This is a genomic window from Enterobacter sp. 22452, assembly GCF_052045065.1.
GTDB classification, from domain to species: domain Bacteria; phylum Pseudomonadota; class Gammaproteobacteria; order Enterobacterales; family Enterobacteriaceae; genus Enterobacter; species Enterobacter mori.
Map to the genome: position 1 here is coordinate 68584 of NZ_JBQEOB010000002.1, position 13194 is coordinate 81777.

At 48.2% G+C, this 13194-nt stretch carries 13 protein-coding genes; 5 read left to right on the top strand and 8 right to left on the bottom strand.

Annotated features, from left to right (window positions below):
* Positions 1–15: 15 nt before the first annotated feature.
* The 5 genes from osmY to ACTJJA_RS05620 all read right to left on the bottom strand — a co-directional run bounded on the left by osmY (position 16) and on the right by ACTJJA_RS05620 (position 4965).
* The gene (gene osmY, locus ACTJJA_RS05600; RefSeq protein ID WP_440666662.1) at positions 16–726 is read right to left on the bottom strand and encodes an osmoprotectant ABC transporter permease OsmY; all 711 of its coding nucleotides are present in this window, start codon (positions 724–726) and stop codon (positions 16–18) included.
* 267 nt (positions 727–993) lie between these two features.
* Complete coding sequence (locus ACTJJA_RS05605) at positions 994–1740, bottom strand: YoaK family protein (protein WP_440666664.1); 747 nt, start codon at positions 1738–1740, stop codon at positions 994–996.
* A 155-nt stretch (positions 1741–1895) separates the two neighbouring features.
* Positions 1896–2519, bottom strand: coding sequence for a glutathione S-transferase family protein (locus ACTJJA_RS05610; protein ID WP_440666666.1), 624 nt, complete (start codon positions 2517–2519; stop codon positions 1896–1898).
* Between the two features lie 72 nt (positions 2520–2591).
* Positions 2592–3788 (bottom strand): MFS transporter, encoded by a 1197-nt coding sequence (locus ACTJJA_RS05615; protein WP_440666668.1) that lies wholly within the window; start codon positions 3786–3788, stop codon positions 2592–2594.
* Between the two features lie 49 nt (positions 3789–3837).
* Entirely contained in the window at positions 3838–4965 is a 1128-nt protein-coding gene (locus ACTJJA_RS05620; protein WP_440666670.1) for an alpha/beta hydrolase, read from the bottom strand.
* Positions 4966–5079: 114 nt separating this feature from the next.
* Here ACTJJA_RS05620 and ACTJJA_RS05625 point away from each other — a divergent pair, with 114 nt between their 5' ends.
* Positions 5080–5964, top strand: coding sequence for a LysR family transcriptional regulator (locus ACTJJA_RS05625; RefSeq protein WP_440667700.1), 885 nt, complete (start codon positions 5080–5082; stop codon positions 5962–5964).
* A 43-nt stretch (positions 5965–6007) separates the two neighbouring features.
* Here the strand turns inward: ACTJJA_RS05625 and ACTJJA_RS05630 are convergent, their stop codons facing one another.
* Complete coding sequence (locus ACTJJA_RS05630) at positions 6008–6166, bottom strand: YnfU family zinc-binding protein (protein WP_213329513.1); 159 nt, start codon at positions 6164–6166, stop codon at positions 6008–6010.
* A 207-nt stretch (positions 6167–6373) separates the two neighbouring features.
* On the bottom strand, positions 6374–6586 hold the full coding sequence (gene cspE, locus ACTJJA_RS05635; protein ID WP_010430585.1) for a transcription antiterminator/RNA stability regulator CspE: 213 nt from the start codon (positions 6584–6586) through the stop codon (positions 6374–6376).
* 705 nt (positions 6587–7291) lie between these two features.
* On the opposite strand from cspE, the gene ACTJJA_RS05640 reads away from it, so the two are divergent.
* Positions 7292–7747 carry a hypothetical protein gene (locus ACTJJA_RS05640; RefSeq protein WP_440666673.1) on the top strand — a complete coding sequence of 152 codons (456 nt, stop codon included), beginning with the start codon at positions 7292–7294 and terminating at the stop codon, positions 7745–7747.
* A 55-nt stretch (positions 7748–7802) separates the two neighbouring features.
* On the opposite strand, the gene ACTJJA_RS05645 is transcribed toward ACTJJA_RS05640, so the two are convergent.
* Positions 7803–8204 carry a YybH family protein gene (locus ACTJJA_RS05645; RefSeq protein WP_440666675.1) on the bottom strand — a complete coding sequence of 134 codons (402 nt, stop codon included), beginning with the start codon at positions 8202–8204 and terminating at the stop codon, positions 7803–7805.
* Positions 8205–8689: 485 nt separating this feature from the next.
* On the opposite strand from ACTJJA_RS05645, the gene ACTJJA_RS05650 reads away from it, so the two are divergent.
* Genes ACTJJA_RS05650 through ACTJJA_RS05660 form a run of 3 tightly spaced genes read left to right on the top strand, consistent with a single transcriptional unit; the run spans position 8690 to position 13032 of the window.
* A complete protein-coding gene (locus ACTJJA_RS05650; RefSeq protein WP_440666677.1) occupies positions 8690–9997 on the top strand; it encodes an ABC-three component system protein in 1308 nt (435 codons plus the stop codon).
* A complete protein-coding gene (locus ACTJJA_RS05655; RefSeq protein WP_440666679.1) occupies positions 9990–10694 on the top strand; it encodes an ABC-three component system middle component 1 in 705 nt (234 codons plus the stop codon). The genes ACTJJA_RS05650 and ACTJJA_RS05655 overlap by 8 nt, the downstream gene beginning before the upstream one ends.
* Positions 10678–13032 (top strand): AAA family ATPase, encoded by a 2355-nt coding sequence (locus ACTJJA_RS05660; RefSeq protein ID WP_440666681.1) that lies wholly within the window; start codon positions 10678–10680, stop codon positions 13030–13032. The genes ACTJJA_RS05655 and ACTJJA_RS05660 overlap by 17 nt, the downstream gene beginning before the upstream one ends.
* The last annotated feature ends 162 nt before the right edge of the window (positions 13033–13194 follow it).

Sequence of the window (13194 nt, forward strand, 5' to 3'; positions counted from 1 at the left end):
AGCTCCTTGTTATTGTTATCGAGCGAGATGGGGACTCATCACTCGACCCAGCGCCGCCAGCAGGGTATCGAGGATCAGGGCGAACAGGGCGGTGGCCGCCGCGCCGAGGATCAGGGTTGGGAAATCGTTCAGGTAAATACCGGGGAAAATCAGCTCGCCGTAGCTGCTGGCACCAATCAGGAACGCCAGCGGCGCGGTACCGACGTTAATGGCGGTGGCAATGCGGATCCCCGAAAGCATCACCGGCCAGGCGGCTGGCAGCTCAACCTGACGCAGACGCTGCCATTTGGTCATCCCGATGCCGTTTGCCGCTTCCAGCAGCGACGGCGGAACCGAGCACAGCCCGGCGTAGGTGTTACGCACTATCGGCAGCAGCGAGGCGAGGAACAGGGCGATGATGGCGGGCGTATCGCCAATGCCAATCACCACCATCGCCAGCGCCAGAACGGCCAGAGGCGGCAGCGTGTTGCCGACGTTGAAGATTTGCATGACGTATTCGGCGATACCTCGCGCCGCAGGGCGGCTCAGCAGGATCCCGCTCGGAATACCGACCAGCAGGGCAAAGAACATCGACGAGAAAACCAGAATCATGTGCTGTTGCCCGAGATAGACCAGGTCAACCTGGCGCGCCCTGATCGTCTCCAGCCCGATGCCCCAGACGAGCAGGGCGAGAACCACGATAATGGCGCCGACAAACAGCAGCGAACGTTTGAGTAATGGGTGCATTGCGGTGTGTCTCCCTGTGCGCATGCGTTATAGCAACCACCGGTTGCCTGTTGTTATGCCATGTTTCGGCAGGGGTATTTCACCTATAGCAAGCGTTTGGGAAGGGTTCCAGCGAAGGGGTAAAATCAGTAACCCTATGAAAACAGTGACAACCTCGGGTTAAGCCTTATGGCGTAAGGGCTGATCGTGGTGCAGGCAGAATAGTCCTAAAGCGCTTTTTTAAAAGTGACACCGTCACATTTAAAAAGCGCTTACACCGAATATCGATCATGATCTGCATTGAGAAGCACGGACCCGTCGAACCCGCGTCGAGACGGTGATAATTGAAACGATAGCGACCACGGCGAGCATCAACCCGAGCGCCAGCATGGCGTTAAACCCGATCCACCTGAACAGCAACAGTCCCGCGATACCGCCAGTAATAAACGAGAAAAGGGTGGTTAAGTGGGTTTTCAGCTGGCTTTTTTGTGCCGCCGTATCTTTGGAGTAATCCCTGCGGAGCATTGCCACCAGTACGGAGGCCAGGGATATCCCCGCGTCTGTTAGCGTCCCGGTAATGTGCGTCGATCTTACCCGTCCGCTGGACAGCTGCGTGGAAGTGGAATTATGAATGCCCATCAGGCCGCACAGAAAAAGAATAATTTCGCGGTTGCTCGTGAGGGTATGAAAAAACATTTCGTAGAAGGAGACGCAGGTCAGCAATATCCCTTCAACAAACAGGATCTGGCAAAAAACCAGCCGGACGTTATGGATAATGCCCCATATCACGATCGTGCGCGCAATAATGGCGCCTGCGACAAAGGAGAGAATAATCGACCCGAAGAAAATCATATCGCTCAGGTCGGTGGAAGAGACTTCGCTGGATAATTGTGAGGTGTTGCCGGTCATGTGTGAGGGGAAAAAACCAAATGCGCCGAGGGCAATGGCATTCAGTAAACCTGCCGAGGTCGCCAGCCAGAGAGCAAGCCGGCGATCCTCCTTATGCGTTCGTTCTTTCTTGAGTCTAATCAGCAAGAATACCTCCAGGTTGAGCGTTGCCTGAATTGTCAGGCTAGCAAAGCGGTGCAACGGGCTGTCCAGGATATGGCTTAATTATTATTCCCTCTGACACGTTTCAGGGTTTAGTAATTAAATAAAATATCCTTGCTCAACATGGGGGCGTAAATACTTTACATCATGCCGTTATTGCCGTGACGCAAAAACGCCGGGCGCTGGTTGAGACGTTCAAACCAGGCCTCAATCGCGGGCACGCCGGGCTTATCAAACGGCGTCATCTTCCAGCGATTCACCGACAGCCCAAGCACCACGTCCGCAAGGGTAAACGTCTCGCCCGCCGCAAAGGCGCCGGTGCGCTGCAGCTGGTTTTCCAGAATGGTGATGCAGTGGTTCCACTCTTTTATTCCCGCCGCAATGCGCTCAGGGTCGTTAAAGTCCGGGTTTTTACGCCCCAGCGCCGGGAAGACATAGCGCCAGGCGTTATTGAATTCGGTTGCCTGCCAGTCCATCCAGCGCTCAACGTTGGCGCAGGCCTGCGGCTCTGCGGGCAGCAGCTCGTGACGTCCGGCCTTGCGCACCAGATAACGGCAGATGGCGTTGGACTCCCACAGCACGAAATCACCGTCAATCAGGACCGGCACCATGGCGTTGGGGTTCAGCGCGCGGAAGGCATCCGTTTCCGTTGAGGCAAAACCGCTGCCGTAGTCTTCCTGTTGATACGCGAGGCCTGCTTCTTCGCAGGTCCAGAGCACTTTACGAACATTGATGGAGGTGGTTTTGCCGAGGATATTAATCATGTCGCCGCTTCTCTTCAGAGTGATGAATCGTTTAAAAACAATACACCAGCGGTGAAGAAAAGCGTCAACAAATCATCCGGCGAGTGATTTGTGAAGACGCGAAAGCAGAAGCGTCAACACAACCGCGCCCAGGAGCAATATTCCGCTCAATGCAAACGTGCTCTGCCAGCCGCTATGATCGAACACCATACCGCCCGCCGTTGAGCCGAGCGCAATGGCGAGCTGGATCACTGCGACCATTAACCCGCCACCGGCTTCGGCATCTTGCGGCAGCGTTCGCGCAATCCATGTCCACCATCCCGTGGGAGCCGCCGTCGCCAGCATCCCCCAGAAGCTTAACAGCAGGGCAACGATCCACAGGCTGTGACCGGTCAGTATCAACACGCTGGCAATGACGGCCATCAGCAGGGGAATGGCGATTAACGTCTGGTAAAACGCCGCGTTCAGAACCATGGCAACGAGCAGTGTGCCAACAAAACCCGCGACGCCGATGGTGAGTAAAATCAGCGATAAGCCAGAGGGACTGACCTGCGTGACGGTTTCAAGAAACGGCCGCACATAGGTAAACAGCGCAAACTGTCCCATAAAGAACAGGCCGCAGGCCAGCAGACCCACAGAGACCGCCCGCTGTCGGAACAAACGAAAAACGCTTCCACGCGAGGCATCGTACTGATTCCCTTTCATACCCGGCAGGCTAAAACACTGCCAGATGAAGGCGACTATCGCTACGGGAACCAGGCACAGGAAGGCACCGCGCCAGCCAATGGTGGCGCCGAGATAGCTCCCCAGTGGGGCTGCCACCACTGTCGCCAGCGCGTTCCCTCCGTTGAATATCGCCAGCGCGCGCGATACCTGATGCTGCGGAACAAGGCGAATGGCCGTTGCGGCAGACATGGACCAGAACCCACCTATTGCGATACCAATCAGCGCGCGGCCTGTCATGTAAACCAGATAGTTTGGGGCGAAAGCGATAATCATCCCCGAGAGCGCCATCAGGATCGTCATGCCCAGCAGAAGGTGTTTGCGGTTCATATTCCCGGCAAGCCGGGAAAGGAAGAGGCTGGTCAGAACCGCCAGCGTGCCGGAAATCGCGATCCCCTGGCCAGCGAGCCCCTCTGTAACGCCCAAATCTCTGGCCAGGGGCGTGAGCAGGCTGACGGGCATAAATTCCGAGGCAATCAGGACAAATACGCACAGGGTCATGGCAAAAATACCGCCCCAGTGCGCGCGTTCCTCATTCTGTGAGGTGGCAGGGTTCAGAGTGGACATAGTCATCTTTCACGAAGCACCGCCCGCTCAACACGGGCGGCGGAGAGGTTTATTTCAGGCTGGTTTTGAAGAACTGCTCAAACTGGCCAAACGGGATCTTCCCGGCAACGTTGTCGTACAGATCGACATGGTTTGCGCCCGGAACAATCACCAGTTCCTTCTGCTTGCTGCCGACCGCTTTAAACGCATCTTCAGCAAAGTAGCGGGAGTGTGCCTTTTCACCGGTTACGATAAGCGTCGGGATAGTAATTTCCCCGGCATAGCTCAGCAGCGGCATATTCATAAAGGATAATGGTGTGGTCGCGGTCCATGCGCCGGTGGAGTTGACGGAGCGCGCATGGAAGCCGCGCGGCATGCGGTAGTAGTCATAGAACTCCTTCAGTACCGGGTGCGGGTCTGCTGGCAACGCCTCTGGCAGAATACGCTCAGCCGCCGTCACCTTGCCGTTCTCATCGACATAAATGTCATGACCGCCGTGCGCGAAGGTCCCATTCTCAGCATCTTTCCAGCGCTGTGCGTTCAGATACTGCAGAACGGCACGGCGATCAGACGTTGAGTAGCGATCTTTCCCGTCGCCCACGCCGTGGCCCATCGCCCGGCTCATGTCGTACATCACGCTGGTGGCGACCGCTTTCACGCGGGTGTCCATGGAGGCCGCATTCAGCGCCATACCGCCCCAGCCGCAGATGCCGAGAATACCAATGCGGTTACGATCAACCTCTTTCTGCAACCCCAGGAAGTCCACCGCCGCGCTAAAGTCTTCGGTGTTGATATCCGGAGACGCGACGTTGCGCGGCTGGCCACCGCTTTCGCCCGTATAGGACGGATCGAACGCCAGGGTCACAAACCCATTCTCCGCCAGGGTCTGCGCATACAGTCCGCTGGACTGCTCTTTGACCGCGCCAAACGGCCCACTGACCGCAATCGCCGCCAGCTTGCGGTCGCCGCGGTTTTTGGGAAGATACAGATCGCCCACCAGGGTGATCCCGTATCGGTTCTGGAAGGACACCTTACGGTGATCGACTTTGTCACTTTCGGCGAAGGTTTTATCCCATGTCCTCACCATCGAAACAGGCGCGTTTGGGTTGGTGGTTTCTGCATAACTCATTGTTGTCACTCCACTTAATGATGCACATAGCAGCATCGCAACGGACAGTTTTTGGGTAAATGTTTTCATGGATATGAACCCTGGGTTGTTGTGTTGCGGTCATTATAGTTAGCAGAAAGAGTGCAGATTAGAGGGAGAAAGCTGCTAGGATTCATATCATATTGTTATAAATTGGTGGGTATGATGGCGAAACGGGAAAACTATAATGAGCTGTACCTGTTCATGCAGGTGGTACGGGAGGGGAGCTTCACGGCGGCCGCGCTTCGGCTTGGGCTGGCGCAATCCGGGATCAGCCGCTCGGTTCGCGAGCTGGAAGCGCGATTGGGCGTTCAACTTCTGGTCCGCACCACGCGCAAGCTCTCGCTCACCCATGCCGGGGAACAGCTTTATCAGACCGCCGAGTCTGCATTCGATACGCTCGATACGGGGCTGGCGACCCTGGCACACTATCGTCAGACGCCGTCCGGCACGGTGCGTATTAATGCCAGCCAGCATGCTATCGATAAATGTCTGCTGCCAAAGCTCGCCATTTTTAAACAGCGTTACCCGGACATCAGGCTGGAGCTGATGAATGAAAGCCGCTTCGTCGACATTATCGCCGAGCGGTTCGATGCGGGTGTCAGACTGGGGCCGGAAGTGGGGCAGGGAATGATTGCCGTGCGTATCACGCCTGATATGGAAATGGCCGCAGTGGCTGCCCCGGAACACTTCAGACGCTACGGTTTTCCGCAGACGCCAGCCGATTTAGTGGCGCATCCCTGCATTGCCTACCAGTTTGCCGACGGTAGTGACTATCAGTGGGAACTGGTGCAGGACGGGAAAAAAATCACCCATCGGCCAGAGGGGCAATGGGCGCTGTCTGACAGCTACATGGAAGCCGAAGCCGCCCGGCTGGGGCTTGGGCTGGCCTATGTTCCGGTGGAGCTGGTGGCTGACGATCTGGAGCGTGGCACGCTGATCCGGGTGTTGCAGCGATATAGCCTGCGCATGGACGGGTTGTATCTCTATTATCCGCACCGCAACGTGTCGCCTGCCCTGAGGGTGGTGATCGACACGCTGAAAATATAGGTTTATTTCAGGGATAAAGATAATGGCAGGAACACGCCTTCATTTATTTGGAAGATTTAAAGAGGGTATTGCAAGACGGACAGACAAGTTGAGAGCCTTTCTGAACGCGGCTAAAGCTGTGTTCTGAATCTTTTGCACAGCCTGGACATGTGCATTTCACTAAATAATTACGATGAGTTTGTGTTTTTTTACGTACTGACATAGGGAGCTCCTGCTATAAGGGGACAAAAACAATACACGTTTAAAATGATGATGACTTATTTTTTAAAAATATTTGAAGAGATTAAGACGTCAGGGAGTATAAATAAAAAACCCGCTCGGGGCGGGTTCATTTTATTATCAGTAGCACATAACTGCTCAGGCCAACGCCTTCATCGCTATCGTAAGCGCCACTGATAATGAGCACCTATTACAGTGCAGTGACGTTACCGGCCGCAGGGCCTTTAGCGCCATTTTCAATGGTGAAGGACACTTTCTGACCTTCATCCAGAGTTTTGAAGTTATCGCCCTGGATTGCAGAGAAATGCACGAATACATCTTTGCTGCCGTCGTCAGGAGTGATAAAGCCAAAACCTTTATCTGCGTTGAACCATTTTACTAAACCAGTCATTTTATTAGACATAGATAATTCCTTAATTTATGAGCCACATAGTGCGGCGATGATGGCCTGTATTGAGAGAGTTACTTATTTGGCACTTAGGAGAAGGCTCATGAAGAAGGGATATCTAAGGATAACACCTGAACTGAGGACTGCTTTACTAAAACTGCTTTCATAAGGTCTGTTTTCCAAACCGATGACGCTATTAAGACATAGAATATTTATTACCGCAATGTAAATATTATTTTATTTTAACCATTTAAACACCCGGATGGCTGAACGGCTGATAATATCCTGAATACCCTATTAGCTGCCGCGGCCTGGCGACAACCCAATATCCGCACCGTAGCGTGTCGTGTCGCCTGCGCTGGAGCGGTGATTGATACGCTTAAAATTGAGGGCAGCGTTGTCATTCTGGAAGGCGCCTCGCAAACCGCAAAGTAACCTTATGAAATTAAGTGTTATGTCTTTTTCTCAACGGGTCGCGGTCGTAAAGTGCCTGCGTTGCGGCACATCCGCAATCGGGCGTAGGAACCCGTCAACCATATAGTGACATTACGTATGTCGCAGCAGTGCCGATCTCGTTACAATAGCGGTGGCGCTGACGGAGCAGCCGTAAGGCTAGCCGTTTTTCTATATGGGCGGTATTCCTACCTCTGTCAGCGCTACCCCCCGAGCGTAGGAACTCAAAGGGTGGTTACATAAACTACATATAGAAGGATGCCTTGTATGGCTACTATCCCAACCCTGACTTATCTTCCGTCTGACGAAAACGTCATTCTGCAACTTATCTCCCGACCGCTTCCGGCTGATGCCGATCTATTTGACGTCGCCGACAACTGCGCCGCGCTGGTGAGCGTGCTGGTCGAAACCGATGATGTCACGAGCCGTACTGCGCTGTGCGAGCGTCTTCTTCAGGCCCTGCACAGGCTGCGTAAACTCTGCGATGTCGATCTTCCTCCACACCTGATAGAACAGTTGATCATGGGTGAGAAACTGAACTCCTGCGTGCCGGACTGCTGGCAGGACACCCTGACTCAGGTGGACTATGTTCTGGCGTTGACACAGGCGGTGATGGGTGGAACGCTGCCCGTTCACGTAGCGAAAGAGCTAACGGGCCTGCTGCACGATATGGTGTGGCTGCTGGCTGAGTTTGTTAAGGAGCCACGCATTACTGCGCATTAAGGACGCTGGCGGGGAGGGGCGGCAGCGCCCCTTTGAAATCACGTAATTAATGCGATCAGTTCCCGGTATCCAGAAGCGACGTGCCGTAGGAGTTGTCGATAGTACAAAGCCAGCGACCGTCGCTTTCCTGCCGAAAAACATAGGTCGCGCGACGCGACATTTCTGTGGTCCCACCCTTACCATCAGGAAAACGCAGCACGGTTTCCATGATAACGAGGGCATTGCCGCCACCTTCGATTACCTCCATCTCTCCTTGTTCGACAATCAGCTGGCCCTGAAAATAATCAGAAATGGCTATAAACGCTCTGCGGATATTGTCTTTGCCTTTCACGGTCATGCCGGGCTTGACCACCAGAGCCGCGTCGTCGGCGTAGCACTCCATCAGGGCGTCATAGTTTTTGGTAGTGATGGCGTGGTCACAGGACTCAATGATCTGGCGTAGCGGGTGTGGGGTCATGCGCGATTCCTCGTTAAGGGGTAAACACGTATTAACGTAACAGCCTGGTGCGTTTGTATAGCTACCAGGTTTTATGAAGGGACATTTCAGTTAAAAAACTAAGCATTTAGTCAATATAACTTCATTTTTGAGCGATATGCGAAAGTTCATAGTTATTCGCGTATCACATTAGAGGCAAACTTTATCAACCAACGGTGAGCAAACTTGTTTGTTGGGTTAGCAGTTCCCTTCAAAGGGGGGCGGGTTTAGTACAGTAGTTCCAGTGTGGAGTCGAACCTTGGCAGGCGTACCGAACAACCAAAATTTAGTGTAAGGATATCATAAGCAAAAAGCATGTAAATCTAGGGAGTAGATCAAAATTCGCGAAGATTCTAAGGGTATTTTATATGTCAATAGGCTATATACTTAAAATCGCAATTGGATGGGAATCGTCTCCGAATAGTAGATGCCCCAATTATGCGAATCTAAAGATATTAAGGGATCTCATGACAGCAGCTCCTCAACTTTTTCCACACACAGCCATTTCTACATGGAGTGGGTTTGTCTATCAAGGCAAGCTGGCGCTTTACCATTGTTTGAAGATGATGTTCGCAGATTATGAAGCTAACCGGGATTTGAGACTGCAATTAGAAAGTCAGGACGATTTTGCAATTTTTCGTCAACAGCAATGCATGTCAATGCATCAGGTCAAAGCGTATAAGGATACGCACTTCTCCGCCTATAGAGATGGTATCAGTGCTCAACGGGATAATGCGAGGCAGAGAGGAGTACACTTGGCCTATTTCCATGTGGCTCGAGCAGTAACGAACATCCCGGCAACATTTGAGACCGAATATGGACCAGTAAGGTTTTACACTTATCCTGTTTTGCAGGCTACAGAGGGGAATGGCACACAATCCTTTTGCCCACTGAATGAAGTAGATGCAATGATTCGAAATAAAATTTCCAACCTAATTTCTAACGTCGGAGCTTTCCCTGCATGGAAAATTAATGTTGTTGCAAATATCCAAAACACACTTGAGGCAATAGTTAATGCTAAAGTCATTTTAACTCATAATCTAATACACGATTCTTTGCGCAATCAGAGGGCAATTGCAGCAAACGAATTCATAGAGTTTTCTGAATTGTATGATGTAATTGAAGCAGATGATTATGCTCCGTTTGAAAATGAGTCTTTCTTCCTTAGTCGTTTGCAGATCGATATTGGCACATATTACCAAGAGTTTTGTGAGAGCCAAGATGGTCTTTCCCAAAGTGCATGTCAAAAATTGGATGACTATCTGGCAGCTATCAATGCCTTGGATGTTGAAGGAATGAAGGGATTCCTTCGAGCAACTATGCCGCATAAAACGGGGCGTTTTAAGACCCTTAATGAATTTAAGGATCAATCACTCGATCGTGATGCAATGCGACTAGGGATGTTTACAATTTTCTGGAAACTAATTCATGCTTCACAACAAGAAGGTTCTAGCGTGGCATTTTCTTGGCTTGACAACGGGCGTTTCTACTTTCCAACAGGCATCCATCATGCTACAGAGCATCAGGATACTATATGTCATGACATAATGAAGCAGGCAATTAGCGAAGATGTGGAATGTTTATTTGAGTGCGGTGTACTAATTACCAGTGCTATAGACAGACCCTCAATATCTGATGTGCTCGTAGGTATTGACGCAACTGAGGGAGTTGACACCGATGAAAACGAACTGATGAGGGAACACCGAATCGGAAATTATAAGAGGGTAGCAATGGTTTCTTTAAACAATGTACCTGAGAGTTTGAAAGATGCATAATCTGATTGAGCAATTATTTGAATCGCAAGGACTGACGCGAAAATTCCCCACAGATTTAGCGTTATATGAATATAGTATGTCAGGAAAGAAAAACTACTGGTTAGTAGTCTTTGGTGAACCGATAATTACACCTGAAATACAGGCAAAATGGTTGAATGAATGCAAAGCAATGACATCCGATCCTGCGCTTGAAAAAAATATCAATTTATTAATAGTATGGAACACTGACAGCCCAAATGTACTTTCTAGTAAAAGAATTCATCATGCGGAAGAAGATAGCTTCTTCTTCAAGAAACACGTACTCCCATATACTACTGCAGAGCTTGAAGCTTTATATCAACAGATTGATATTCAGAGAATTGCGGCGGTGTTTCAAGAGTTGATCACTTCACCTAACACATTTGTAGAATATAAATCTCATTACCTACAAGGTGGATGGCAAAGCCTACTATATAGAATTGCAATAAAACTCCCTTTTATCGCTGTTAATAGTTTCGATAACTCTAATTTGGCAAGTCTTGAACGTAGTATTGCTGAAAAAATTCAGCGAACAGATAATCCTTCTCTTGTAATAGCAATCGACAAGGGTATTGACGCTTTAGCTGATTATATTGTGTCGCAGGATGTATTACCAGAAGAGCTATTAGTTCTCTTGGATGACAAATTATCTGAGGCAGGTTATGAAATTGATTGTTAAGCGCTTGGAAGTACGAAATTTTAAAGTCTTTAAGAAATTAGATTTGACTCTTGAAAGTGAGCATCTAGTTGTTCTTGACGGTCCAAATGGTTTCGGGAAATCATCTTTTTTTGATGCTTTGGAGCTTTTGCTGACAGGAAAAATTCGGCGCTATATTGAACTCGAAGAACTTACAGTAGATAGACGCAGTTTGAAAACGGGTTGTCCTTGGCTATTCAAAGAAGCGAATGATGATGATTGGCTCTCAATCCGTGCCGAGATCTTGGTTGATGGGATAAGTTATTTTCTTGAGAGAGCTGTCAGCAAATCAGTGCTTGATGAACATAAAGGTGTTACTGATTTAAAGCTTCCTTTATATGAATTAGCCGACTTTAATTCGGAACGAGGAGAGGCAATTTCAAAAGAGGAATCATATCTCTCTATCTTACTAGGGGAGCAATATCAACGTGATTTTGAATTATTCCATTATGTTGAGCAAGAAGAAAATACTCGCTTACTAAAACAAAAAGAAAAAGATAGACAGGGCCAGATTGCTCATCTATTTGATATTGGCGATATTCAAGATAAAATTAATAACATTAATCTGGCTTCAACCAAGATAGGTAAGCTGTGTAATCCGCAGAGATATGCCGAGCTTGACCAGCTTAAAAATAAATGGGAACTAGCTAAACAACAAATGTTACCGGCAGGTAATTCGGTTGCATATGAAAGGATTATCACCATTACAGAACAACCATGGGACCGTGATGTTGTGGAGGTTGATATACAACAATTCGATCAGTGGTTATCTGCAGATGGAGAGTTATTCCGCATTCAACGTTTTATTGAAAATTTCGAACAATATGAAAATCAATTGTATAACAATACATTGGTGAAAAAGCTCCTTCCTAAAAAGGAGTTGCAACAAAGGTTTTTGATGTATTATCGAGTTCTTGAACAAAGGGAACAATGGCAGGATGATGTTGCTTGTTTTGAATCTGTTTTGACACTCAGTGATGCATTTAAAGATATTATCAAGGCTATTGGTGAAAATCGTTTGATACTCACTGCTCCGCTAGTCACACTCCTAACAGAAATCCTTTCACCGGATGATTTTCACCAACAGGTCGCCATGCTAAAGGCGCAGTTAACCAATTCAGATAAGGTTCAGGAGTGCTATGCGGCTATGCTGCAATCGCGTGAGCAAATGGTAAGTGCTTTCAGAGAGCATCAAGCTCACTATGATTTAACTAATATTTGCCCAACGTGTGGCCATTCTTGGCCAACGGCGGATGCTTTACTGGAAGGAATTGAAATCCAACGTATAACGCTTGAAAATTTAGCCGAACAACAGAATGATCAATTCTCACAAGCATTAACTAATTTCAGGCGTAATTGGCAAGCGCCGATTGAAATTATACTCCAGAAGTATCTTGAGCAAAATAAAGAAAGTATTGAGCGAAAACGTCAATTAATGAACCTGTCAGAGGAGCAAATTTATTGGTTAGAAAACTATCATAAATTATTGCGAGATGAAGGAATTGATTTTCAGGATTTACTATGCGAAAAATTTGAACCTTTAACTCAACAATCACAAGATGATTTCGCTCGACGTATTTATGAAAGATTTAGAGCAGTTGATGATAGTCTTATTCATGATGATTTTGAGAAGATTTATCGCGAAGTTTTCAATAACGATTCTAACGTGGTTAAATATATTTCCATTCCGAAATTTGAACAAAAAAAATTATATTTAACACAACAAAAATCAATTGCATCGTCTAAATATATTTTAGAGTGTGAAGATGCCTATAATAAGTCGGCCTTGTCTTTAAAAAAGGCAGAAAAACTAAGGGTGCATCTTAATAAAATTAAAAAAATTTATGAGGGTGAGAAGAGAGTATATCTTGAATCTATAGTTAAAGAGATTGAAATATTATTTCACATCTATTCCGGCCGCCTAATGCAAAGCTATCAGCAAGGGCTTGGTATCTTCATAGAGAATGATGGCAATTCAATCGCTTTCAATGAAAAACCTGGGCAAGAGCATGATGCCGTCTTTTCCATGAGTTCGGGTCAGCTTTCAGCACTGGTACTTTCCTTTACTCTAGCATTAAATCAGCGATATGCTAAACATTCTCTGTTGCTCATAGATGATCCTGTTCAAACTTTGGACGAAATTAATATAGCTGGCTTCATTGAGTTACTGCGAACAGAATTCGCAGGGCGTCAGATTATTATGTCAACGCATGAAGATCGTATGTCAGCTTATTTTCGTTATAAATACAAAAAATTTGGTATGTCGGCTGGAAGAATCAATTTTATGGAGGAGGCTCGGTCAGCTATTGTTAATAGATAACTGTAAAACGCCACCTTCATTGAAGGTGGTGCTAAATTATTCTCATCCCTACGGATTAATAAAGATTGTTCTGAGCGACATCAGTTCTATGGCAAAATTGGTTCTTCAGCTTTAGCTAATTAATTATGTTTTGGGCAGGAATTGACATAGTAGATGATATAA